The sequence below is a fragment of the Novosphingobium terrae genome, from assembly GCF_017163935.1.
GTDB lineage: Bacteria > Pseudomonadota > Alphaproteobacteria > Sphingomonadales > Sphingomonadaceae > Novosphingobium > Novosphingobium terrae.
The window spans coordinates 567615-592297 of sequence record NZ_JABVZR010000002.1 but is presented as its reverse complement, the minus strand read 5'-3'; the positions used below and the strand labels follow the sequence as shown (position 1 = coordinate 592297).

The window sequence follows — 24683 nt, the reverse complement described above, 5'->3', positions numbered from 1 at the left end:
AATCAAGCGGAGAGATGGGTTGAAAGCGCTGAACATACTGGTGGTGGGCGGCGGCATTGGCGGCCTGACGGCAGCCATTGCCCTGCGCACGCATGGGCACACTGTCACCGTGATCGAGCGCGATCCCACATGGTCGGTCTATGGCGTGGGGATCATCCAGCAGTCCAATGTGGTGCGGGCGATGGACCAGCTGGGCCTGCTCGACGATTACCTTTCGGCGGGCATTGGCTTCGATGCGGTGGAGATTTTCCTGCCCAATGGCGCCAGGATCGCCCGCGTGCCGACGCCGCCTCTGGTGCCCGGCAAACCCGCCAATGTCGGCATCGGGCGCCCGGCGCTGCACAAGGTGCTGGGCGATCGCACCAAGGCCAGCGGGGCGCAGGTGCGTCTAGGCCTTACCGCCGATACGCTGGCCGATGATGGCGCGGGTGTGGATGTGCTGTTCTCCGATGGCAGCGAAGCCCGCTACGATCTGGTGATCGGTGCGGATGGCGTTTATTCCCAGACCCGCAAGGCGATCTTCCCTGACAGCGCCGACCCCGAATTCACCGGACAGGCCGTGTGGCGCTACAACTTCCCGCGCCCCGCCGATCTCGATGTGCTGCAGGTCTACAACGGTCCGACCGGCGTGGGTCTGGTGCCTGTCTCCGAAACGCTGATGTATATGTACGCCACCACGCCTGAACCGGGCAATCCGCGCTACCCGCGCGAGGGTCTGGCGGCCACCATGCGCGGCAAGCTGGGCAACACCGCGCCCGCCATTCAGGCGCTGGCCGAGCAGATCACCGATGATGACGGCGTGGTCTATCGCCCGCTCGAAGCGCTGCTGCTGGAGGGGCCGTGGCACAAGGGGCGCGTCGTGCTGCTGGGCGATGCCGTGCATGCCACCACGCCGCATCTGGGGCAGGGCGCGGGCATGGCCATCGAGGACAGCATCGTGCTGGCCGACGAACTCAGCCGCGCCGAAACGCCCGAGGACGCCTTCACCGCCTATCGCGCCCGCCGCTTCGAGCGCTGCGCCTATATCGTGCGCGAAAGTCTGGCCATCTGCCACGGGCAGATCGGCAAGGGGCCTCCGGTCGACAACGCCAAGGCGACCCATGCGATGTTCGACGTCGTCGCCCAAGCTATCTGATTTTCAAGGAAAACCATCATGAGCAGAGTGACTGAAATCCGCTATGTCGGCTATGGCGTGCCCGATCTGGCCGCCGAGCGCGCCTTCTACAACGACCAGTGGAAGCTGGTCGAAGTGGGGGAGCAGGACGGCATGGTCCATTTCGCCGCCGAGGGTGGCGTCGAACACCATGTCGTCCGCCTGCGCCAGAATGACGACACCCGTATCGATGTGATCGCTCTGGCCGCCGATACCAACGCCGATGTCGATGCGCTGCATGAGAAGGTCGCGGCCACCGGCGCGCGCATCATCTTTGCCCCGCGCGATCTGAACACGCTGGGCGGCGGCTATGGCTTCCGTTTCTTCAGCCCCGATGGTCTGCCCTTTGAAATCTCGGCAGGTGTGGCCAAGCGCGAACCCCGCGAGATCGCCCATTGGGAAGGCATTCCCCAGAAGATCAGCCATATCGTGCTGCACTCGCCCAACCATCAGGCGCTGGTGGCGTGGTTCTGCGATGTGCTGGGCTTCAAGGTCTCCGATTGGCTGGGCGATTTCATGTGTTTCCTGCGCTGCAACGATGCGCATCACCGCTTCGCCATCCTGCCCGGGCCGCCGTGCCTCAACCATGTCGCCTATGATATGGTGAGCGTGGATGACATGATGGTCGGCATCAACCGGCTCAAGCAGGCGGGAACCGATCTGCGCTGGGGGCCGGGGCGCCATACGGCGGGCAACAACACCTTCAGCTATTTCACCACGCCTGCCGGCTTCGCCGTGGAATACACCGCCGACCTCGATCACGTCGATTTCGAGACGTATGAGGCCAAGGTGCATATCCCTGGCCCGAAGGTGATGGACCAGTGGGGCATCGGCGTGGGCGGCCCGCAGACCATGCCGCATCCGCACCCCGACAAGGGCCTGTTCCAGCCGGTGGAGGCCTGAACCGTGGCTCTGTTCGAATATTTCCCGAACTATATCTGGAACCTGTCGGTTTCGATCGCGATGGAATCGGGCGCGCAGATCGGTGAGATCATCGATATGTGCCAGCCCATCAAGGATGCGGCGGCCGGTGGCGCGGATGCCGGAACCCCCGCCTTCATGAAACAATGGGCCGCGATGGGCGATAAGCTTGTCGAACTGGCCGCTGAAGACGAGGCCAAGGGCCGCCTGATCAGCGCCAGCAACAAGCTGGAGCGTGCGGCGCTGTATCTCATCACCGCCGAGCGCATGCAGGGCCATGGGCATCCGGGGCGTCAGGAAACTTACGCCAAGGCGCTGGCCACCTTTGAGAAGTCCACGAAGCTGGGCAAGATCAACCGTGAGCGGGTGGAAATCCCGCTGGGCGAAGGTTTCATGCCCGCGCTCTACACCAAGGCAGAAGGCGAAGGCCCGCATCCGGTGGTGGTCTATTGCAACGGCCTCGATAGCTGTAAGGAGCTGCTCTACTGGTCGCGCCTGCCCGAGGCTTTGGCGCGGCGCGGCATTTCCACCCTCTGCGTCGATCAGCCCGGCAGCGGCGAGACCCTGCGCTTGCAAGGCCTGCCCGTCGATCCGCACAGCGAACATTGGGCCAGCAAGGCCGTCGATTGGCTGGAGGCCCGCCCCGAGGTCGATCCCAAGCGCATCGGCATGACCGGCATCTCGCTGGGCGGTCATTTCGCGCCGCGCGCTGTCGCCTATGAGCCGCGCTTTGCCAGCGGCGCCTGCTGGGGCGCCAACCACAACTGGCTGGAAGTGCAGCACAAGCGCATGAAGCGCGAGGGCGAAAATCCCGTGCCGCATTACTGGGCGCATGTCTTCTGGGCCTTCGGCGCCAGCGATATGGACGATTTCCTCGCCAGGGCCGAGGGCATGAACCTCAACGGCCATATGGATGGCGTGAAGGTGCCGTTCCTCGTCACCCATGGCGCTCAGGACCGCCAGATCAGCGTCGATTACGCCCATGATTGCTATGACCAGCTGGTCAATTCGCCCCGCCGCGAGTTGAAGATCTTCACCGCACGCGAAGGCGGCGTTGAGCATGTCGGTGCCGACAACATGGCCTATGGCCGCGAATACATCGCCGACTGGTTTGCCGAAACTCTGGGAGGAAACGTGGCATGACCCGCCGTTTTATCGACCTGTCGATCACCCTCTGCAACGAGGTGGTGTCCGACCCGCCCTTCATGCGCCCCGAGATCACCTATCAGACCCACAGCGAGACGGTGGCCGAACTGGGCCATTTCTTCCCCGGCGTGGAGCAGAAGGACACGCCCGACGGCGCCGGTTTCGCTGCCGCCGAATGGGTGAAGCTGACCACGCATAATGGCACGCATCTCGATGCGCCCTACCACTTCCACCCCACGATGGACGGCGGGAAGCGCGCGATCACCATCGATGAGGTGCCGCTGGAATGGTGCTTCCAGAATGGTGTGAAGCTGGATTTCCGCCATTTCCCCGATGGCTATGTCGTCACCGCGCAGGATGTCGAGGATGAGTTGAAGCGTATCGGGCACGAACTTCAGCCGCTCGATATCGTGCTGGTCAACACGGCGGCGGGCGAGGCGCTGGGGCGCCCCGATTTCGTCAATGTCGGCTGCGGCATGGGCTATGAGGCGACGATCTACCTCACCTCGCGCGGGGTCAAGGTGACCGGCACCGACGCCTGGAGCTGGGACGCACCTTTCAGCTATACGGCGGAAAAGGTAAAGGAAACCGGCGACACCAGCCTGATCTGGGAAGGCCATAAGGCCGGGCGCGACATCGGCTATTGTCACCTTGAAAAGCTGCACAACCTTGAGGCGCTGCCCTCGCACGGCTTCACGGTCTCCTGCTTTCCGCACAAGATCAAGGGTGCCTCGGCGGGCTGGACGCGCGCCGTCGCCATCATCGAGGACAAGGACTGATGCGCCTTGCCACGCTGAACAATGGCAAGGCGGATGGTGAGCTGGTGGTGGTCTCGCGCGATGGCGAAAGCTATCTGGGCGCACCGGGCCTCACCTTGCTTGCTGCCATCGAGGACTGGAATGCTGCGGAGCCCATGCTGCGCCGCATTTCGGCTCTGGTGGAACAGGGCGCGGGCGGCAGGCTGGATCACAGCCGCCTGCTGGCGCCTCTGCCGCGCTCATGGCAGTGGCTGGATGGTTCGGCCTTCCCGCAGCATGGCGAGCTGATGCAGAAGGCCTTCAACCTGCCGCCCATCGAAACCGACCGCCCCCTGATGTATCAAGGCCTGTCAGACCGCTTCCTGCCCGGCCATGCCGATGTGCCTTTGCCCAGCGAGGCCGACGGCATCGATTTCGAGGGCGAATTCGGCGTGATCGTCGATGCCGTGCCGATGGGCACCACGGCGGATCAGGCGCTCCAACACATCAAGCTGGTGGTGCTGATCAACGACTGGTCGCTGCGCGCCATCGCCCCCATCGAGATGAAGACCGGCTTCGGCTGGGTGCAGGCCAAGCCCGCCTGCTCGGTGGCGCCCTTTGCCGTCACGCCCGATGCTCTGGGCGAGGCATGGGCCGATGGTCGCGTCCATCTGCCGCTGGAAGTGACGCTGAACGGCCAGTGGTTCGGTCACCCCCATGGGCGCGAGATGGCCTTCGGCTTCCATGAGTTGATCGCCCATGCCGCGCGCAGTCGCGATCTGGTGGCGGGCACGGTGATCGGCTCGGGCACGGTGTCCAATGCGGATTATGCTACGCTGGGTTCCTGCTGCCTCTCGGAGCGCCGCGCTATCGAGATGATCGCCAGCGGTGCCCCCGCCACGCCCTATCTGCACTATGGCGACAGGGTTGAAATGCAGGCCCTGGCCCCGGGCGGATCGCCGTTTGGCGCGATCGGCCAGCAGGTGGTCTCCGCTTAACGCCGCTATGGAAAAGGGGGCTCTCGCTGGAGAGCCCCCTTTTTAGCGTCCCGTGGCGATCACAGTGACCGGGCCCAGCAGCCCCGATGGCCGCAAGGGAGCATCGGCCTGATAGGTCGGTCCGGTGACGAAGGCGATCTTGGTCGCACCTTTTTGCTGGTCGCCGATCAGCCGGTTGACCCACAGATTGGCGACGCGCACCGTCACGCGGTTCACGCCGGGATGCAGCAGGCCCGTGACATCGACACGATAGGGCGGCTTCCACGCCACACCCGCACGCTGGCCATTGATCGCCACATCGGCCACATCCCTGACCTCGCCCAGATCGATCTCCACCCGGCGCTGCGGCGCACGCCAGCCCTTGGGGAGAGCGAGATCGCGGCTGTAGGTTGCAAGGCCCGAGAAATAGCGGATGCCCGGATCGGCCTCCTTGCTCCAGTCACCCAGAGCGGCGGGCTGCGTGCCCTGCGGAGCGCCACGCCCGGCCTGAAAGCTGCGCTGCCAGCCGTCCATCATCCGCGCGATACGCCGGGGTGAGGGAGTGGGCAGAGTCAGCGCGGCAACGGCAGTCGGTTTGCGGAAGACCACAAAGACCGCCTCATCGCGCGGCAGCGTCAGCGGGATGCGCGTGCGCCCTTGCGCCATGCTGTAGCTGGCGGGCTCGATGCGCCCCGTATCGGCATGCCACAGCTCGGGCTGGCGGCCAGTGACGCGCACATCCAGCGTGCCGGAAATCGTCTTGCCCGAACGGTTGCTGACAAACCAGAGATCGCCCGCTGCATCCTTGCGATGCAGCACGGCCAACCCGCCTGCAGCATCCCAACGCCAATCTGGCGCCACATCCAGAGCCGCCAGCGCCGCGGGCAGATCGGCATACAGATGCGCCACCGGCCCATGCTGCCCATCGCCCCACAATTGGCCGATCAAGGCGCTGACCTGCGCCGGATCATCGGCGAGGCTTGGCGATCCCTGCGAAGGCTGGCCCACCACCGTGGCTCCCGCCGCCAGCAGATCGCGCAGATGGCGCAGGGTCGGCAGGGTCATATGCGCGCTGTCGCCGCCCAGCATCATCAAGCGATAGCTTTGCCCATCGGGCGTGACCAGCCGGCCATCTTTGACGGAAAGCCGCGTCGCCAGGGCCTCGGCATTGACGAAATCATAGTCATAGCCTTTGGGCACATCGCTCAGCGGACGGTCGCCATAGAGGCTGGTGAGCGGCGCTTCCTCGCCATGGAAATAGGCGATATCGGCGCTGTGATGCCCCTGCTGCAGCAGCGCGCTGGACCGCGAAAGATAGCTGATCCAGCCATCGGCTAGCGGCGCCCATGTCTCGTTGCGGTTGAAATACTGGCCGAGGAAGGTGGCCAGCGCCAGCCCCGGCGCCTGATCGGCCAGTGGTTGATGGGCGCTTTCATGGATATGGATGCGGTTGACGCCCAGCGCGAATTCCAGATCGACCGTGGGCTTCAGATCCACCGGCGCAAAACCCCATGGCCGCCCGAAGGCCGACATGGATTCCGCCGCCACCACCGGCTTGCCATAGAGATGGGCCACCGAGGCCGCGCCCTTCAGATCCGCCACATAGGTCGGCGAAGGTTTCGCGCCGCTGTCGACCGTCCACATCGCCCCCATCGGCACATCGGCGCGGGCGCGCATGGCCATATCGTCACCCAGTTGCGGGCGGTGATCTTCCAGCGCCTCGGCGGAATAGGTCAGCTGGTTGGCCCTGGCCACCCTGGCGATGGTGCCGTAATGGGCATCGGCATAAAGCTCGGCGATGGTCTGGCGCCAGTCGTAGAGGAAGGCATCGGTGCGCTTGGCATCGCCCACGATCTGCCCGGTCAGCGCGGGCAGCCAGGGCGTGGGATCATAGCCGCGACGGCGCGCGAACTCGTCAGGCAGCGTTTGGGTCCAGTTTTGGGGCCCGGCCTCGATGCTGTCGCTCAGCAGCGAGGTGAGCCCGCCCGGACCAAAGGCCTTCGCGCCCAATGTTGCGCGATAAAGCCCCAGATCATGATCGAGATAGGCCGAAACGCGCGGGGCGGAGAGCTTGTCCACCTCCAGCCCGGTGGCTTCCTCGGGAGCGGGGCCGTTCTGATGGCCGGTCAGCGAAAAGCCCAGACGCAGCACGCGCCAGCGGCCCGGCGGGGGTGTCCAGTCCAGCGTACCGTCCGGCGCCATATGGGTGGAGATGTCGAGCACCCGGGCCGGATCGACACCCTGCGCCGGGCCATCGGCGGCGGCGTAGTAATTGTCCAGCGTGGAGAAACCGGCCTTTTCCGCCGCGCGGCTGACCAGCGGTTCGGCGGAAAGCGTGAATTCCGAAAGCTGGAAAGCCTTGGGCGGCGGTCCGGCGAAGGGCGGTTTCACCGCGCCGGGGGCAAAGGTGAACTGATCGGTAAAGGCGGGGGCCGGGTCAGGCGTCAACAGCAGGCGGATGTGGCGCGTGGTGACGGGCGCGAAGCTGGCACTGCGTATCGGCATGGCCAGCGCCGGGGCGGGCGTGGGCGGCAGATCGGCCAGCTTGCGCCAGTTTTGCCCATCATCGCTGATCTCAAGCCGGGCCAACGGCGGATTGGGCATGCCGAAGCCGCTGGGGGCGGGCAGGCCGATGCGCGCGCCGCGCAAGGTTTGCGGGGTGTCGAAGCTGTAGGCGACCCAGGCGGCGCCATCCACCAGCGGCAGGTTTTGGCCATCGGCGAAGCGGCCATTGCTCAGGGCCTGCGCGTCCAGCCTGACGTCTCCTGAAACCGTGATGCGGGGTTTGGGCAAGGCCTCGCCAGTCACCGGCAGGGCCAGCACGCGACTGTCGCGATAGAACTGCGGCCCGTCATGCTCATCCGGGCGCAGCAGGGAGAGCGGCACATCCTGATAAGGCCCCGCCACCGCAGGAGGTTGCGGCAAAGCCGCATGGAAGCGCTGGCCCCCGGCGATTTCGGTCTGGCTCCACACCAGCTTTTTCATCGCGTCTGCCGGGGCGACCCAGGGCCCGCCGGTGGCGCTCCAGCCCGGTGAGGTGGCAAGGCCCAGCGTCATGCCCAGACGAGCGGCTGTGTCAGTGCTGGCTCTCAGCGCCTCCTGCCAGCCCGGGGACATAAAAGGGCGCCTTTCGGGCACCACTTTGGGCGTGCCCATGCCGCCTTCGAAGATATGCGCCTCGGCGATGCCCACGCTGGCCATCCAGGCCAGATCGCGCCGCGCACCCTCGGCATCGACATTGCCGTTCATCCAGTGCCACCACACATGCGGACGTGCGGCAGCGGGAGGATGGCGGAAGACCTCTTCCCAATCCGGCGCGGAGGCCTGCTGGGCATGGAGAGCAGGCGGGAAAGCCCCCGCCAGCACCAGCGCGGCCAGAGACAGATGCCGATAGCGGGCGCGGCGGGGCTTGGCGGGCATGGGGGCGGGGGCTTCTTTCAGAGGGTGATGGAAAAGGCGATATCGCGGCTGCTGCGGGCAACCGAGACCTGAATGTCGCCCTCAAGCTGTTGCCAGCCATCCTGCCAGATGCGCAGCATGCGTGGTTCGATGGGGACAAAGAGGTCGGCCTCTTCGCCCGGCGCCAGATGGGCTTTGGCAAAGCCGATCAGCGCCAGTTCGGGCGCATGGCGGTAGAGTTGCACCACCTCGCTGCCGGGGCGGTCGCCCTCATTGCGCAGGCGGACGGTGACGCCACCCTCGGCAGGCGTTGCGGAGAGCCATGCGAAGCGTGTGTGGCCTTGCCCCTCGCCAAAAGCGTAGAGCGCGTCGATCCCCTTGGCCGCCAGACCGCGATAGCCGATGGCGGTCCCTTCGGCGTAGGGCAGATTGCCGTCCGCGTCCGGGGTGAGGTCGAGCGCGGGATAGTCGCTGTCCTGCCGCGCCAGCGTGACGGGCAGGCGGCCGCCCGGCTCTCGCGTGCCGGTCAGCACATCGGCCACAGCGGGGCCGAAGCCTTCGCCGGGATACCATGCCAGCAGCAGTGCATCGGCCTGCGCAGACCAAGTAACATCGAAGGCATGGCCGACATTGGCCACGATCGCCGTGCGCGGATTGGCGGCGCAGACGGCCTCGATCAGGCGGATCTGGTCTTCGGGCAGGCGCGTGTCGGGACGGTCCTTGCTTTCCACGCTGGAGTCCGAGGTTTCGCCGACCATCAGGATGACGGTGTCGGCCTCGCGCGCGGCCTGCACGGCGCGTTCCAGCATGGCCTGAGCGCTGTCGGGGCCGCGCACGCCATACCACAACCCGTGGACGCGGGCGCCGTCATAGTGGAATTCGACTTCCACCAGCGCCTTGGCCCCGGCTTCCAGATGCAGCGTGGCGCTTTCGGCGTCGCCGCGCTTCAGGCTGCCCATCACGTCGCGGGCGGCCATCTTCTCGCGCTTGTCGATCAGCGTTTCGCCATTGACGCAGAGGCGCACCATGCCGGTGGCGCCTGCGTAGAAGCGATGCTCGCCGGTGGTTTCGGGGGTGAACCAGCCGCTGGCGCGGATGGCGGCGGGGGCGTCGAACACGCCCTGATCGTGGACGCCGACGAACCACACCAGCGAATTGGTGTCGCGCGTTTCGCTGCTGATCGGCGGCTGGCTCATGTCCGAACCGGCGAAATATTCCACCGTCATGCCGCGCGCGGCCTCGCCAGAGATCGGGCTGACGGGCATGGCAGGCAGGCGGGGCTGCGGATCGACGCCGGGCTCATAGACCAGCCCCGGACAGGCCCGGCGCAGGGCTTCGAGCGGGCGAATGGCCTCGGGCGAGAGCGCGATCTTGGCAAAGGTGCCGCCCTGATAGCAGGGATTGGCGGCATTCGGCCCGATCAGCGCGATCTTGCCGCCGGGGGCGAGGGGGAGCAGATCGCCTTCATTTTTCAGCAGCACCATGCCAGCGGCGGCGGCTTCGATCAGCACCTTTTCGGTGTCGAGCGTGGGCGGGGTTTTCTCCGCGCCAAAGCGGCGTGCAGCATGGGCCACACGCTGCGCAGCATCGGCAAGGCGTTCGGCCTTGGCATCGCCATTTTCTACGGCGGCCAGCGTATGGGCACCCATAAAGCGCGCCGGGCCGGGCATCTCCAGATCGAGGCCGCCGTTCAGGCTGCCCAGCGTGTCATGCGTGCCGAACCAGTCGCTGATCAGCGGGCCGTCGAAGCCCCACTCCTGCTTGACGATGGTGGTGACATGGCTCTGTTCGGCGCAATAGGTGCCGTTGAGGCGGTTGTAGGCCGTCAGCATCGCCCCTGCGCCAGCCGCTGCGCAGAGTTCGAAGGGCAGCAGATAGACCTCGCGCAAGGTGCGTTCATCGACAACGGCGTTCATATGGTCGCGGTCGGTCTCGCTGTCGTTGCAGGCCATATGCTTGGGGCAGGCGCCGGTGCCGGTGCTTTGCAGCCCCTGCACCCATGCCGCGCCCAACGTTCCGACCAACAGCGGGTCTTCCGAGAAATATTCGAAAGCTCGGCCAGCCAACGGGCTGCGCGCCAGATTGACGTTGGGCGCCAGCACCATATCGACGCCGCGCGCCACCGCTTCCCCACCGACCAGCGAACCGATGCGCCGCGCCAGATCGACATCGAAGCTGGCGCCCAGCAAGGTGGCGCAGGGGGAGAGCAAGGCGACATCACGCTCATCCACCCGCCCGCTGGCGATGCCCATCGGGCCATCGCTGAGGGTGAGGGAGGGAATGCCAGCTTCGGGCACGGCGGCGGTGGTCCACATGCTGGCTCCGGCGGTGAGGCGGGCCTGATCGGCGAGAAGAAGGTTCATGCGGGGAGACGCTCCAGAGAGAAGCTCATGATCTGGCGGGCCATCAGGGTGATTTGCGCGGCGATGCCCTCATCCACCAGCGCGCCATCGGGGCCGAAGGGCTTCTGCTCGATGGAGTTGATGGCGAGCCCGACCGGCGTCGGCCAGCCGCGCATGGCGTGCACAATGCCGCGCAGTGCGCCCAGCGTGACGCCGCCCGCCTGCCAGCCCGCCGCCGAGACGATCAGGCCCACCGGCATGCCGTCCCAATAGACGCGGGCATCGGTGCGCGTGTCTTCCAGCAGATCGATGGCGTTTTTCACCAGACCCGACAGGCCGCCATGGTAGCCGGGCGTGCCGATCACCAGCGCATCGGCCTGACGCACGGCGTTGACCAGAGCGGTCTGTTCCGGCGTGCGCTCCGGGCTTTCGGGGTTGAAATGGGGCAGAGCGGCGAGGGCCGGCCCATCGAACATCCGGGTTTCCGCCCCCAGCGCCTCGCAGGCGGTCAGAACGCTGCGCACCAGCCGCTCGCTGGAAGAGTTGGGGCGGAAGGTCCCGCCCAGACCTACAATCCGGCGCGTCACTTTTTGAACGCCGGCATGACATGCTGCGACAGCAGGCGCAGCGTCTGTTCACCATAGGCGAGGCGCTGCTGCGTCAGCGGACCGGTGGTGGTGCCGCACAGAATGTTGCCGATGCCCAGTTCCTGATAAGGCTTGAGGTGTTCGATCACCGTCTCGGGCGAGCCATAGAGGCACCAGGTGCCGATCCAGTCGTCGGTCAGCGCATTGGGGGTGCGGTCGGTCTTCTTGTTGGCGCTGTCGGCCTCGGCGCGATTGTTGAATTCGGCCTCGCGCTCCACGGCGTCCTGATAGCTCCGCAGGATGACTTCCAGCTCCTCGCGGGCCTGTTCGTCGGTTTCGGCGATATGGACGACCTGATAGGTGTGCGTCGTCCAGTCCAGTGCGTTGCGCACAATCTCATCGCTGTGGCCGGCTTCCAGCAGGAAGCCCTTGTAGATGTCGAACCACTTTTTCACATGGGTGAAGGGCTCGGTGCCGCCGATCTTGGGGGGCGTGAAGGCCGGAATGAAGGCGGGCCAGCCATTGGCTGCAGCGCGGCGGCTGCTTGCTTCTTTCATGGCGACAGGCATCAGGCGGGCATGGCCCGGTGTATAGGCGGCAGGTGCGATGCGCTGCAGCACACGGCCCTTGTGCGGCCCGTTCTCGAAGTCGATCGCGGGGTCTTCCATGCCCTTGGCCCAGAGCTGCTCGGCCAGTTCGAGGTTGCGGTCAGACACGGCACCCGCATCGCGGTAATCGACGCCAAAGCCGATCATTTCCTCAGGCGTGGTGCCGCTGCCCACACCGATCAGCAGCTTGCCGTCGGTCAGCTGGTCGAGGATGTTGATGCGCTCCACAAAGCGGATCGGGTGATGCAACGGCACCGAAACCACCGAGAAACCGAAATGCATCTGCGGCAGTTTTGCGGCCAGATAGGAGGCGAACATGAAACTGTCCGAGGCCACCGGCATATAGCCGTTGAAGTGGTGATCAGGCATGAAAATCGCGTCAAAGCCTTGATTTGCGGCGCTGGTCGCATGGGCGGTCAGGTCCTGGATCAGCCCGCGATCCTCCTGCGGCGACATCGAACGGGCATTCAGAAAGACCGAAAAGCGCATGGTAGTCCTCATGGGTTGAAGCTTTGAAACTCTGATGCCGGAGCGTGCACGGACAGGCATGCGGGGGCAGTGAGGCAGGGCGCCGGACGGGGCCGGCGGCGCTTGCAGTGTCTCTCCCCAAAAGCTGTTCGTGGCGGCCACGACATATTATCAGAATTACTATTCTAATTTATCGAGGCACGCAACCCCCGTTTTTATCGCTGTTTTTGCAGGATTGGGGCGGGGATGCCCGCGGTATCGGCACCGCGATGCACGCGTCCGAGGTGGAGCGAGGTCATGAGAGATAAAAGTAGAATTGTGATTCGATTTTGTCGAGTCCCGGTTGACGCGAGACTGTCATTTGCCGACAAGGCCGCATGAACAAAGATGTCGGCCTTGCCACTGCCTTGCGCGCACCCGTTCAGGGGCGCAGCAAGGCTTCGTATGAACGAATGCTCGCGGCGGCGGAGGCGCTGCTGGTCGAGCGGGGCACCGATGACTTCACGCTGCTGGAGGTGAGCAAGAAGGGCAAGGTCTCAATCGGCTCGATCTACAACCGGTTCGAGAGCAAGGACGCATTGCTGCATGCGGTGCAGTTGCGGGTGCTGGATCAGCTGGATCGCACCATGTATGCGCGCATTGCCGAGGCGCGGGCGGGCCATACCGCGCTGCCGTCGCTGGTGGTCTCGCTGGTCGATACGCTGGCGGAGACCCTGCGCGAGTTCGGCCCGCAGATGCGACCGCTGATGGCGCGGGCGTCCACCGATGCCATGGTCGCCTCGGTGGGTAAGGCCTCGTATATGGGCACGGCCAACGCCATCAAGGAGGCGCTGCTGGATCATCGCGACGAGATGCGCGTAAAGGACCCGCAGCGTGCGGTGGATAGCACCTTCCGCATCCTCTATGCCGCGATTGCGCGTTATCTGGGCTTTGGCACGATCAGCACCTCCGCCTGGGAAGGGGACTGGGCAGTGCTGAAATATGATCTGGCGCAGATGATTGCCGCCTTCCTGATGAGCGATGCGCTGATCTGAGGTGATCCGGTCTTCGCGCCGGAATTGAGTCATTGACTCTCCATGCGTTTGGCGCATTATTAGAATGAAAGTTCTGATAATGCTTTGCGAAGAATCGCCAGGCGGGGAGAGACATGAACACCAACGGATGGAACCGACGCAGCTTCCTGAGCGCGGCAGGCCTGCTGGCCGCAGCCTTGGGCACCACACCTGCACGCCTGCTGGCCGCTCTACCTGCTGAGGAAGCGCCGACCGCGCAGCAAAGCGCTCTGCTGCGCGAGGTCAGCCAGCTGGTGATCCCGCGCACTGCCACGGCGGGTGCCGGGGATGTCGGCACCGGCGCGTTCCTCAGCCTTGCTCTGGCGCATGGGTTGAAGGGCACGCGCGCGCCCATGAAGGATGCGCCCGCCGGATGGCCTTTGCGCGCTGATGGCTCGCTGCGTCATGATCTGTGGTTGCAGCAGGAGCTGAACCGCCGCGCCAAGGGCGACTTTATGGCGCAACCCCCGGCCCAGCGCCATGCCCTGCTCGCCGCGCTGGATGCCGAGGCTTTTCCCGCTGGCCCGCCGCCTGCACAACCCTCCCCATGGCGCGCGCTCAAGACGCTGATCCTCACCGGCTATTACACCAGCGAGGAAGGCGGCTCGAAGGAGCTGCGCTACGACCCCGTCCCGGGCCGCTGGGACAGTGACATTCCGCTGCACAAGGGCGATCGCGCCTTTTCCAGCGACTGGACTGCCGTGGATTTTGGATAAGCCCATGACCAATCACGATTTTGACGTTATCGTTGTCGGCTCCGGCATCACCGGGGGCTTCGCCGCCAAGCAGCTGACCGAGGCCGGTTTGAAGGTGCTGATGCTGGAGCGTGGCCGCCCCATCGAACACGGCGCCGATTACACCACCGAGATGAAAACCCCTTGGGAGATGCCCTTCCGCGGCGAGGGCGATGCTGCACTCTATGCGCGCGACTATCCGGTGCAGCAATTGAACCGCCACTTCACCGAATTCACGCAGAACCACTTCGTCAACGATGCCCAGAACCCTTACGAGGTCGGCGAGGGCGCCTTCACATGGTTCCGTTCTTACCAGATGGGCGGGCGTTCGCTGACATGGGGTCGCCAGTGCTATCGCTGGTCCGACTATGACTTCGGCGCCAACAAGCGCGACGGCCACGGCACCGACTGGCCGATCCGCTATGCCGATCTGGCGCCGTGGTACGACAAGGTGGAAGAGTTTGTCGGCGTGTCTGGCGCCAAGGAAGGCTTGGCCCAGCTTCCCGATGGGCACTTCCAGCCGCCGATGGCGCTCAACGCGGTTGAACAATCGGTGCGCGAAAAGATCCTCAAGCAATGGCCGGACCGCTGCCTCACCGTGGGCCGCACCGCCAACCTCACCGAGGCCAAGCCCGAACTGGGGCGCGGGCCCTGCCAATATCGCAACATCTGCATGCGCGGCTGTTCCTTCGGCGCCTATTTCTCGACGCAATCCAGCACCTTGCCCGCCGCCACCGCGACCGGGCGGCTGACTGTCATCACCAATGCGCAGGTCGAGAAGGTGGATTACGATCCGGCCACCAAACGCGTTACGGGCGTGCGCTGGATCGACACGCAGACCAAGGCCCGCAAAAGCGCCACGGCGCGTATGGTGTTCCTGAACGCGGGCGCCTTCAACTCGGTGCATCTGCTGCTGAACTCCGCCAGCGAGGCGATGCCGGGCGGTCTGGCCAACGGATCGGGCGTGCTGGGCACCCATATTATGGACCATGCCAACACGCTTTCGGCGGCGGCGATTATGCCGGGTTTTGAGGATCATACGACTTTCGGCAACCGCCCCACCGGCATCGTGATCCCGCGTTTCCGCAACCTCGACAAGCTGGATGGCGATGGCTTTACGCGCGGCTATTCCTTCCAGGGCGGCGCGCTGCAATCGACATGGACAGCAGGCGCGCGCGAGGCAGGCATCGGTGAGGATTACAAGAACCACCTGCGCGAACCGGGCGCATGGCGCATGGTGCTGGTGGTCTTTGCCGAAAGCGTGCCGCGTGTGACCAACAGGCTGGCCCTGTCGAAGAAGCTCGATCCGCTGGGCGTGCCTCAGTTGGAGATCAGCTTCAACCACGGCAAGGAGGAACTCGCCGCTCTGGCCGATGCCAAGAAGGAGGCCGCCACCATGCTGACCGCAGCGGGCGGCCATGTGATCTTCGGCTTCGACCAGCCCGGCCCCGGCGGCACCGCGATCCACGAGATGGGCGGTGCGCGCATGGGCCATGATCCGGCCAGCAGCGTGCTCAACAAGTGGAGTCAGGCGCACGGAATCGACAATCTGTTTGTCACCGATGGCGCGCAGATGAGTTCCAGCGCCTGCCAGAACCCCTCGCTGACCTATATGGCGCTGACCGCCCGAGCAGCGGATTACGCCGTCACGCAAATGAAAGCGGGCGCGATCTGACGCGCCTGCTCCCCCCACGATTGGATAGACCCATCATGACCCTGTTTCGTCCCATGCCGCTCGCGCTGGCGGCTCTGCTTACGCCTGCACTGGCTTCCGCTCAGCCTGCTGCGGAGGGCGCGGCCATCTTCAAGCAGCAGTGCCAGATGTGCCATGTCAATGCCAAGGGCGCCAGGCCCGCCATCGCGCCCAATGTCTTCGGCGTGGCCGGGCGCAAGGCGGGCAGCACGGATTTCGCCAGCTATTCGCCCGCGTTGAAAGCTTCGGGTCTGGTGTGGAATGCCGCCAATCTGGACCGCTTTCTGACCGCCCCGGCCAAGATGGTGCCCGGCACACGCATGGTGATTTCCATCCCCGATGCCAAGCGCCGGGCTGCCGTGGTCGCCTATCTGCAAAGCCTGAAATAAGGGCGAAAACCAGAAGGCGGGGGGCCTTCCATCATGACTGTTCCAACCCTGTCGCACGGCCAGAAGACTTTGGCCGTGTTGACGCTGGTGATCGCGCTGGTGCTGGAGATCGTCGATCTCACCATCGTCAACACCGCGCTGCCTGCCATTCAGGCCGATTATGCCGCCAGCCCGCAGACCTCCGAATGGGTGGCGGCGGGCTATGCGCTGGCCTTTGCCATGTGCCTGATGCTGGGCGGCAGGCTGGGCGATGCCCTGGGGTATCGCCGCATGTTCGTGATCGGTGTGGCCGGTTTCACGCTGGCCTCGGTGCTGTGCGGCGTGGCGGGCAGCGGCACGCAGCTGGTGGTGGCGCGCATCCTGCAAGGTGTGACCGGGGCGATGATGGCGCCGCAATCGCTGGCGCTGATGCAAATCCTGTTCGATCCGCTGGAGCGGGTTCACAAGATGGCACTCTTCGGCGTGATCGGTGGGCTGGCGGCGATTGCCGGGCCTATTCTGGGCGGCGTGCTGATCCATGCTGATCTGTTCGGCCTTGGCTGGCGGATGATCTTTCTGGTCAATGCGCCGGTGGGGTTGATCGCCATGCTGATGGGGCTGCGCTTTCTGCCGGAACTGCGCTCGCCTCATGGTGGAGGGCTCGATCTGGCAGGCACGGCGCTGTTTGCGCTGGCAACTGCCGCGCTGGTCTGGCCGTTGATCGCCATGGAGCATAGCGGCGCGGGACCTCTGGAACTGGGCAGCCTGCTGGGCGCAGTCGTGCTTTACGCGGTGGGTTGGCGCCATGTGAAACGCCGATCCGGGGAGGGGCGCAGCGTGCTCTTCGCACCCGACCTGTTCACCGTGCCGACCTTCCGCCTCGGCCTTTCCATCGCGGCCAGTTTCGCGCTGGCGACAGGCGGCTTCCTGCTGATCTTCGCCTTTGCCCTCCAGCGCGAACGTGGCCTCTCACCCTTGCAGACGGGGCTGCTGCATATGCCTTTCAGCCTTGGCGTGATGCTGGGCATTGGCAGCATCGGGCGGCGTCTGCTGCCGCGCTATGGCCGCTGGGTGCTGGTGGCCGGGGCGTTGATGATGGCCGTTTCAGGCGGCACGCTGCTGCTGGCGATCGGGTTGACGCCGTGGCCGTTGATGGCGCTTTTGCCGCTGGTTGCGCTGGCGGGCATGGGCATGGGCATGGCATCGGGCAGCGTGGGGCCGGTGACGGTCGCCCATGTTGACCGGGCCCATGCGGGCGCGGCCAGCGGGTTGCTCAAGACCGGCCAGCAATTGGGGACGGCGCTCGGTGTGGCGCTGATCGGCGGCGGCTATTTTGCCTCGCCGCATCTGACGGGCCTGTCAGGTGTGCTGGGCGCGACCTTGCTGCTGGTGCCGGTGTTGCTGGTCTGCGCCGTGCTGGCGGTCCGCCTGCCCTCGCGCCTGTTTGGCGAGGGGGCGAACCGCCAGACTTAAGCGCTTAGAACTTGCGCCCCAGCTTGATCCCGAACTCCTGAGGCCGCGTGGCATAGGCCCGCGCGAATTGCGCGCAGGTCGAGGGAATGCAGACCGTGTTGAGGCTCAGAATGCCGCGCTTGTCGAAAGCGTTCAGCACGAAAGCCTCCCACGACCATTGCCCCGCCTTGGCGCCCAGCGCGAAGTCGAAGGTGGTGAAGCCCGCCGTCTGCCACAGCGCGCCTGCCACCGGCTGCACGAAATAGGCATCCGTGCCCGACTGGTGGCTGGCGCTGGCCTGCACATAGGGCCGGTAACCGCCCAGATCGAAGCTGTAGCGCGCCGTCACATTGCCCTTGAACTTGGGCTGCACCGGCAGGCGCGTGCCAGCCGGAATATAGACGCCCTGGCTGCAATCCGGGTTGCCGCTGGCGCCGATGTTGCAGAAGTCCTTGCGGGTCTTGGCGTCGGTGTAGGCGCCCGATCCCGAAAGGGTGAAGTGGCCAAGGTTCAGGCTGGCATCGCCCTCCAGACCCCGGATGCGCGCGCTGCCGACATTGTAGATGCTGAGCGTGCCGTTGGAATCGGGCGTGGTCAGCCCGATCTGCATCTTGTTCCACTCCTCGTCGAACAGGGCGAGGTTGACCGTCAGATGGCGGTTGAACCAGCTGGTCTTCACGCCAACTTCATAGTTGGTCAGCGTGTCGGCCTCGTAAGGCGCCACCTGCACCAGACGGTTGATGCCGCCCGGGCGATAGCCGGTGGAGTAGGTGGCATAGACCAGATGGTCGCGGTCCACCTTCCAGTTGAGTGTGACGCGATGCGTCTGTCCGGCCTCGACCGCCTTCTTGCTGTAGAGCAGGCAGGGCAGGTTCATATCGCTGGTGACGGGGCAGGCGGCGGTGCCCACCCGGCTCGCCGTGCCGGAGAAGCCTGCGGCGGTGTTGTTGGCGATAAAGCCGCGAATGCCTGCCGAGAGCGTCAGATTGGGCAGGATGTCATAGGAGGCATCGGCAAAGGCGGCATAGTCGCGGTCGATGCGGTTGATGCGCGAGCAGAAGATGTCATCCCCGCAGCGCGGCACCGCCGGATTGCCCTGCGCCGTGGCCAGCCCCGGAATGATGTAATCGGCCTTCACCTCGTCGCTCTGGCGCTGCATGAACAGGCCGGCGGTCAGGCGGAAGCGGTCGGTGGAGGGCGAGGACACGCGGAACTCGTGGCTCTGCTTGGTGTAGTGGTGGTGAACGTGATAGATCTGGCTCGGGTCCAGATTTTGCCCATTGGCGCCGATAAAGCTGGTGTAGGCGGGCCCAAGCGACTCATAGTATGAGACGGTGTAGTCCGAATAATCGGCGGTGGTGTCGACGAAGCGGCTGAAATAGCCGCCCGCATAGGTCACATCCCAATTGCCAAGCTTGCCATGGATGGTCATGGCCGCTTGCACCCATTGGTCGCGGTTCATCTCGGGCGTGTAATCCTGCACCTTCAGGTCGCCGACCGAGGGGCTGAGCGGATCATTGCCCGTCAGCGGCCCGTAGAGGAAGGTGCCGTGCGACCTCTGGTCCTGATAGATCACGCTGGGCGTGACGGTCCAGTTCTCGTCCAGATCGATGCCGAGGGCGGCGCGGCCACCCCATGTTTCGACATCATTGTAGTTCTTCTTCACATATTTGGCATTGCTGACCGGCACGATGGTCGGGTTGCCGTTGACGTCGAGCGCCGGATAGTTGCGCGTGCCCGGCACATTGCTGATGTAGCCGCCGTCGCGCTGGTAGAAGCCGGAGGCGCGCAAGGCGACGCTCTGGCTGATGGGAATGTTGATAAAGGCGTCGATGCTGCCGCCGCTGGAGTTGCTGCCCTTGCCGAAGGTGGTTCCGGACACATCGATCCCGGCCTCGAACTTGTGCGTCGGCTTGTTGGTGATCAGGCGCAGCGTGCCCGACAGCGAGCTGGAGCCGAACAAGGTACCCTGCGGGCCCGACAGCGCCTCGACGCGCTGCATGTCATAAATATGCAGATCGACCGCGCCGCCGATGGTGGTCAGCGGCATTTCGTCGAGATAGAGCGCGCTGGTCGGCTGCGAACCGCCGAAAGCGCCATTGTAATCGCTGCCCGAGGTCACGCCGCGGAAATAAATCTGCGACTGGCCCGGACCATAGGACTGGAAGCTGACGCTGGGCAGCAGCTTGGCGTAATCGTCAAAGCTGGCGACCTGATGCTGCTCCATCTTGGCAGCGCTGAGCGCCTGAATGCTGATGGGAACCTGCTGCAGGCTCTCCTCGCGCTTTTGCGCGGTGACAACGATGTCAGCAGGAGTGTCAGGATTGGCGGCCTGTTGCGCCAGCGCCGGTGTGGAGGCCAGCATGGTGCCCCCCAGCAGCGTGGCGAGACTCACCCCCGACAGACGACGCATGGAAACCCCGGCGACGCGTTCGCGCATAATATGTCCACCCTGTTACATTTCTATTGTATTTTTATCACTGCCTGTGTCTCTTTTGATTGCAAGGGGTAAATGACGCAGGCCGTCCCCCGCGCGTTGCTATTTGCCAAACCGTGGCCAAAACAGCATAGTTTGGGGCGATGACCACCGATTTGTCCGACCGGCTTGCCGCCGCCACCCGCGATCCCGTCCTGCTGCGCGCCGCGCTGGCGCTGCGCCAGAACCGGCTGGATGAGGCTGAGCCGCTGCTCAAGAACCATCTGAAGCGCGATCCTTTCGATGTGGCCGCGATCCGCATGCTGGCCGAACTGGCGGCGCGGATCGGTCGGGCGCGCGATTCCGAAACGCTGCTGCGCCGCACGCTGGAACTGGCGCCGGACTTCAGCGCGGCGCGGGTCAATCTGGCGACGATGCTCTATCGCACCAACCGGGCCAGCGAGGCGCTGGAGCAGCTTGATCGACTCGATGTGGAGCGTGAAGAGGGCAATCCCAACCTGCGCGCCGCCGTGCTCAACCGGCTGGGCGAGTTCGAGGCGGCGCTGGCGCTCTATGAGGATATGCTCGCGCGTTTTCCGGGCCATGCACGGGTGTGGATGTCTTGCGGCCATGTGCTGAAGACCGTGGGGCGGCTCACCGATGCGGTGGAGGCCTATCGCAAGGCCGTGGCGCTGGAGCCGGGCTTTGGCGAGGCATGGTGGTCACTGGCCAATCTGAAAACGGTGCGCTTCGATGATGCGGATCGCGCCACCATGAGCCAGGCTTTGGAGCGCAAGGATCTGGCGCCCGAGGACCGCTTCCATCTCGAATTCGCCAGCGGCAAGGCGTGGGAGGATGCGGGCGATCCGGAGAAAGCCTTCGTCGCCTATCGCGACGCCAATGCCCATCGCCGTGCCCTGATCCAATACGATGCCGGTGAGACGACAAGGCGCGTCGATGCCATGATCGCCCGCTTCGATGCCGGTTTCTTTGCGGCGCGGCAGGGGCAGGGCTGCTGGGCGCCCGATCCGATCTTTATCGTCGGCCTGCCGCGAGCGGGCTCGACGTTGGTCGAGCAGATTCTGGCCAGCCACAGTCAGGTCGAGGCCACGGCTGAACTGCCCGATATTCCCGAACTCTGGGGCCGTCTGGGAGAGGACCCTCACGCCAGTCTGGCGGAACTCTCGCCAGAGCAGTTGCGCTCGATGGGCGAGGATTATCTGCGCCGCGTCTCGCCCCAGCGCAAAACCGACCGCCCGCTCTTCATCGACAAGCTGCCCAACAACTGGCTCTATGTCGGCTTTATCAAGGCGATCCTGCCCAATGCCCGGATCGTGGATGTGCGGCGTCATCCGCTGTCGGCGGGCGTGGCCAATTTCCGCCAGCATTTCGCGCGCGGGCAGCATTTTGCCTATGATCTGGGCGATCTGGGCCATTATTACCGCGATTATGTGCGGCTGATGGCGCATGTCGATGCTGTGCTGCCCGGCGCGGTGCATCGCGTCAGCTATGAAAGTCTTGTCGAGGACAGTGAGGGGCAGATCAGGGCTCTGCTGGCGGGGCTGAACCTGCCTTTCGAGGCCTCCTGCCTCCAGTTCCACAAGACCGAGCGCCCGGTGCGCACCCCCTCCTCCGAGCAGGTGCGTTCGCCCATTTTCCGGCAGGGTACGGAAAACTGGCAGGCCTGGGATAAATGGCTCGGGCCGCTGCGAGAGGCACTGGGCGATCTGGCTCAGGATTGAGGGGTGTTCTGATTTTTGCGACATAACGTCAAAATGATTGCGTTTGATCGCACGGGGCGGGGCGGCCATGGTCTGGAAACCCACTGAGAGTTTCTGATTATGGCCACCTCTACCGCCTCCATCCTCACGCCCTTCGAGCCCGAATTGCCCCGTAACTGCACCTTCGACGGTGACGATTGGGCGATTCTGGCCCGGCACTGGTATCCCATCGCGCTGGCCCGTGAGGTTGGCGACAAGCCGTTCTCCACCAAATTGCTGGACGAGCCGCTGGTGATCTATCGCGCCGGATCGGACCTGGTTGTGGCGCGCGACATTTGCCCGCATCGCGGCGTGCCGCTCAGCCTTGGCAAGCAGGTCGAGGGCGGGGTGACCTGCGCCTATCACGGCTTGCGCTTCGGCGCCGGTGGCCGCTGCAACCATGTGCCCGCTCACCCGGACCGCGATATTCCCGCGCGCCTCAACCTCACATCCTATCCCCATGTCGAGCGCTATGGCCTGATCTGGACCTGCCTGCTCCACGATGGCGGCGAGCCGGTGATCCCCGATATGCCGCATTGGGATGAGGCGGGGTTCCAGCAGATCACCTGCCCCACCATCGATATTTTCGGCTTTGCGGGCCGCCAGATGGAGGGCTTTCTCGACGTCGCCCATTTCGCCTTCGTCCACACCGACACCTTTGGCGATGCCAACAATGCCGTGGTGCCGCCCTATCGCCCGGTCACCACCGAGCATGGTTTCGAGGTCGAATATCGCAGCTCGGTCGGCAATTACCCCATCGGCGTCACCGACCGGGGCAAGCCGGGATTCGAATGGCTGCGCCACTTCCGCACCCATCTGCCCTTCACCGCCACGCTGGAGATTCACTTCCCCGATGAGGCGCGGCTGGTGATCATGAATGCGGCCTCGCCGGTCTCGGCCAAGGTGACGCGTCTGTTCGCCCCCATCGCCCGCAATTTCGACAAGGACCTGCCGGTGCAGGATGTCTATGACTTCAACCGCCGCGTTTTCGAGGAAGATAAAGCCATCGTGGAAGCGCAGATGCCCGAATGCCTGCCGCTCGACCCGATGATGGAGGCGCATATCCCCGCCGATATGAGTTCGATGGCCTATCGCCGCGGTCTGCGCGATATGGGCTTGAGCCGTTTCTTCACGGCCTGATGGAGATTGCCCCTTTGCCTGTGATCGTCATGCCATGATGGAGAATTTCGACCCGACCAACTGGACCGAGCAGCAGATCCGCGAGAAAGCTCAGGCGCAAGGCTTGACCCTGCCCGATGCCTGCCTGCCCGGCGTGAAGGCGAATCTTGCCTTGCTCGAAGACCGCTGGGCCACGGTGGACGCTGCGCTGACTGCCATCGGAGAGGCGCCTTGAGCGAGACCCTCACCGCGCTGACCTCCGCTTCGGCCATTGCCGGCGCGGTGCGTGAAGGCCGCGTCCGGGCGGTGGAGATCACGCTTGCCGCGCTGGAAAGCATCGCCGCGCGAGACAAGGCCATCAACGCCGTCAACACCGTACTGGCCGACCGCGCGCTTGATACCGCCGCCGCCATCGATGCCGCCGTGGCGCGCGGGGAGGACCTCGGCCCGCTGGCAGGCGTGCCCATCGGGTTGAAAGCCCTGTTCGATGTGGCGGGCCACCCCACCACCGCAGGCGCCGCGATGCGTGCCGATGCCGCCCCGGCCCCGCGCGATGCCGCGTTGCTGCAACGCCTGACCGCCGCCGGAGCCGTGCCCATCGCCGTGCTGAACATGGACGAATATGCCTATGGCTTTGTCACGGTGAACGCTCATTTCGGCACCACCCGCAACCCGCGCGACACCGCCAGACTGGCCGGCGGCTCCAGCGGCGGATCGGCAGCGGCGGTGGCGGCGGGAATGCTGCCGCTGGCCTGGGGATCGGACACCAATGGCTCGATCCGCGTGCCTGCCTCGCTGTGCGGCGTCTGGGGCTTCCGCCCGGCGCATGGCAGCGTGGCTGAGGAGGGCAGCTTCCCCTTCGTGCCCATGCTCGATACGCTGGGGCCCTTCACCAACACGCTGGAAGATCTGCGTCTGGCGATGGAGGTTGCCCAGGGCCAGCCCATCGCGCCGATGAAAGCCCGCCGCGTGGCCCGTCTGGGCGGCTGGTTCGTGGATCACGCGATTCCGGATTTCTACAAGGCCTTCGCCGGGATCGAAGCGCTGCTGGGCGTGCTGCCCATGACTGAACTGCCGCATGTGGAGGCCGCGCGCGCCGCAGCCTTTCTGATCACCGCCCATGACGGCGGGCGCCTGCACCGCGCCGAACTGGCCAAACGAGCATTGGCCTTCGATCCCGAGACCCGCGATCGTCTGCTGGCCGGCAATCTGGTGCCCACGCCTTTGCGGGACCGTGCCGCCCTGTTTGGAGACTGGTTCCGCAAGCAGGCGCTCACGCTGCTTCAGCGTTATGAAGTGCTGGTCGCCCCCGCGACGCCGGATGTTGCACCGCTGATGGCCGATCCGATGATCCATACCGGCAACGGCCCTGCGCCTGCCCGGGCCAATCTTGGGATGCTGGCGCAGCCGATCAGTCTTGCGGGGCTGCCGGTGCTGTCAGCACCTTTGAAGCGGCCCGGGCAATTGCCTCTGGGCTTGCAACTGATTTCGGCTCCGGGGCGGGAGGGGTTGTTGTTTGATCTGGCTGCCCGGTTGGAAGCGGCCGGGGTTTTGGGGATTTAAGAAAAGAAGAATGCGAGGGTGTTACACCCTCGCGCTCCCGGGTTTTGTCAGCGTGGGCGCTTCGGGTTCAGCCAAAGAGCGACGTTGCAGCGCCGCAGGCAATTATCGCCGGGCAGCGTTATTGTTAAGGATCGATTGCCTGCGGCGCTTAGCCAGCGCAGGTGGAGAGGCCGGGCACATCATTTCGG

The 24683-nt window shown here is 65.0% G+C and carries 19 protein-coding genes; 14 read left to right on the top strand and 5 right to left on the bottom strand.

What is annotated here, in order from left to right; genetic code table 11:
- The first annotated feature begins 19 nt into the window (after positions 1-19).
- Genes HGK27_RS21130 through HGK27_RS21110 form a run of 5 tightly spaced genes read left to right on the top strand, consistent with a single transcriptional unit; the run spans position 20 to position 4955 of the window.
- Complete coding sequence (locus HGK27_RS21130) at positions 20-1135, top strand: FAD-dependent oxidoreductase (RefSeq protein WP_206244797.1); 1116 nt, start codon at positions 20-22, stop codon at positions 1133-1135.
- Positions 1136-1153: 18 nt separating this feature from the next.
- Positions 1154-2056, top strand: coding sequence for a VOC family protein (locus HGK27_RS21125; protein ID WP_206244796.1), 903 nt, complete (start codon positions 1154-1156; stop codon positions 2054-2056).
- A gap of 3 nt (positions 2057-2059) precedes the next feature.
- The gene (locus HGK27_RS21120) at positions 2060-3217 is read left to right on the top strand and encodes an alpha/beta hydrolase family protein (protein WP_206244795.1); all 1158 of its coding nucleotides are present in this window, start codon (positions 2060-2062) and stop codon (positions 3215-3217) included.
- Positions 3214-3999 carry a cyclase family protein gene (locus tag HGK27_RS21115; protein ID WP_206244794.1) on the top strand — a complete coding sequence of 262 codons (786 nt, stop codon included), beginning with the start codon at positions 3214-3216 and terminating at the stop codon, positions 3997-3999. Before HGK27_RS21120 ends, HGK27_RS21115 begins: the two co-directional genes overlap by 4 nt.
- Entirely contained in the window at positions 3999-4955 is a 957-nt protein-coding gene (locus HGK27_RS21110; protein ID WP_206244793.1) for a fumarylacetoacetate hydrolase family protein, read from the top strand. The genes HGK27_RS21115 and HGK27_RS21110 overlap by 1 nt, the downstream gene beginning before the upstream one ends.
- Before the next feature lie 42 nt (positions 4956-4997).
- Here HGK27_RS21110 and HGK27_RS21105 read toward each other — a convergent pair whose 3' ends face one another.
- From HGK27_RS21105 to HGK27_RS21090, 4 genes are read right to left on the bottom strand one after another with little or no spacing between them, the layout of a single operon-like run.
- Positions 4998-8354 carry a glycosyl hydrolase gene (locus HGK27_RS21105; protein ID WP_206244792.1) on the bottom strand — a complete coding sequence of 1119 codons (3357 nt, stop codon included), beginning with the start codon at positions 8352-8354 and terminating at the stop codon, positions 4998-5000.
- Between the two features lie 17 nt (positions 8355-8371).
- The gene (locus HGK27_RS21100; RefSeq protein WP_206244791.1) at positions 8372-10696 is read right to left on the bottom strand and encodes a beta-glucosidase; all 2325 of its coding nucleotides are present in this window, start codon (positions 10694-10696) and stop codon (positions 8372-8374) included.
- Positions 10693-11262, bottom strand: coding sequence for an NADPH-dependent FMN reductase (locus tag HGK27_RS21095; protein WP_206244790.1), 570 nt, complete (start codon positions 11260-11262; stop codon positions 10693-10695). Before HGK27_RS21095 ends, HGK27_RS21100 begins: the two co-directional genes overlap by 4 nt.
- Positions 11259-12359 carry an LLM class flavin-dependent oxidoreductase gene (locus tag HGK27_RS21090; RefSeq protein ID WP_206245467.1) on the bottom strand — a complete coding sequence of 367 codons (1101 nt, stop codon included), beginning with the start codon at positions 12357-12359 and terminating at the stop codon, positions 11259-11261. The genes HGK27_RS21095 and HGK27_RS21090 overlap by 4 nt, the downstream gene beginning before the upstream one ends.
- Before the next feature lie 356 nt (positions 12360-12715).
- Between HGK27_RS21090 and HGK27_RS21085 the strand changes: the two genes are divergently transcribed.
- From HGK27_RS21085 to HGK27_RS21065, 5 genes are all read left to right on the top strand, one after another.
- Entirely contained in the window at positions 12716-13372 is a 657-nt protein-coding gene (locus HGK27_RS21085) for a TetR/AcrR family transcriptional regulator (RefSeq protein ID WP_206244789.1), read from the top strand.
- Positions 13373-13485: 113 nt separating this feature from the next.
- Positions 13486-14106, top strand: a complete 621-nt coding sequence (locus tag HGK27_RS21080; protein ID WP_206244788.1) for a gluconate 2-dehydrogenase subunit 3 family protein — start codon at positions 13486-13488, stop codon at positions 14104-14106.
- A 4-nt stretch (positions 14107-14110) separates the two neighbouring features.
- Positions 14111-15799, top strand: a complete 1689-nt coding sequence (locus tag HGK27_RS21075) for a GMC oxidoreductase (RefSeq protein ID WP_206244787.1) — start codon at positions 14111-14113, stop codon at positions 15797-15799.
- A 35-nt stretch (positions 15800-15834) separates the two neighbouring features.
- Positions 15835-16206: a c-type cytochrome gene (locus HGK27_RS21070; RefSeq protein WP_241127697.1), complete on the top strand. Its 372-nt coding sequence runs from the start codon at positions 15835-15837 to the stop codon at positions 16204-16206.
- Positions 16207-16239: 33 nt separating this feature from the next.
- Positions 16240-17658: an MFS transporter gene (locus HGK27_RS21065; protein WP_206244786.1), complete on the top strand. Its 1419-nt coding sequence runs from the start codon at positions 16240-16242 to the stop codon at positions 17656-17658.
- A 4-nt stretch (positions 17659-17662) separates the two neighbouring features.
- On the opposite strand, the gene HGK27_RS21060 is transcribed toward HGK27_RS21065, so the two are convergent.
- Positions 17663-20077, bottom strand: a complete 2415-nt coding sequence (locus HGK27_RS21060; RefSeq protein WP_206244785.1) for a TonB-dependent receptor — start codon at positions 20075-20077, stop codon at positions 17663-17665.
- A gap of 140 nt (positions 20078-20217) precedes the next feature.
- Here HGK27_RS21060 and HGK27_RS21055 point away from each other — a divergent pair, with 140 nt between their 5' ends.
- The 4 genes from HGK27_RS21055 (at position 20218) to HGK27_RS21040 (ending at position 24495) form a co-directional block, all read left to right on the top strand.
- Positions 20218-21795 carry a tetratricopeptide repeat-containing sulfotransferase family protein gene (locus tag HGK27_RS21055; RefSeq protein ID WP_206244784.1) on the top strand — a complete coding sequence of 526 codons (1578 nt, stop codon included), beginning with the start codon at positions 20218-20220 and terminating at the stop codon, positions 21793-21795.
- Positions 21796-21894: 99 nt separating this feature from the next.
- Entirely contained in the window at positions 21895-22953 is a 1059-nt protein-coding gene (locus tag HGK27_RS21050; RefSeq protein WP_206244783.1) for an aromatic ring-hydroxylating oxygenase subunit alpha, read from the top strand.
- A gap of 34 nt (positions 22954-22987) precedes the next feature.
- On the top strand, positions 22988-23167 hold the full coding sequence (locus HGK27_RS21045) for a DUF4089 domain-containing protein (protein ID WP_206244782.1): 180 nt from the start codon (positions 22988-22990) through the stop codon (positions 23165-23167).
- The gene (locus tag HGK27_RS21040) at positions 23164-24495 is read left to right on the top strand and encodes an AtzE family amidohydrolase (RefSeq protein ID WP_241127695.1); all 1332 of its coding nucleotides are present in this window, start codon (positions 23164-23166) and stop codon (positions 24493-24495) included. The genes HGK27_RS21045 and HGK27_RS21040 overlap by 4 nt, the downstream gene beginning before the upstream one ends.
- The last annotated feature ends 188 nt before the right edge of the window (positions 24496-24683 follow it).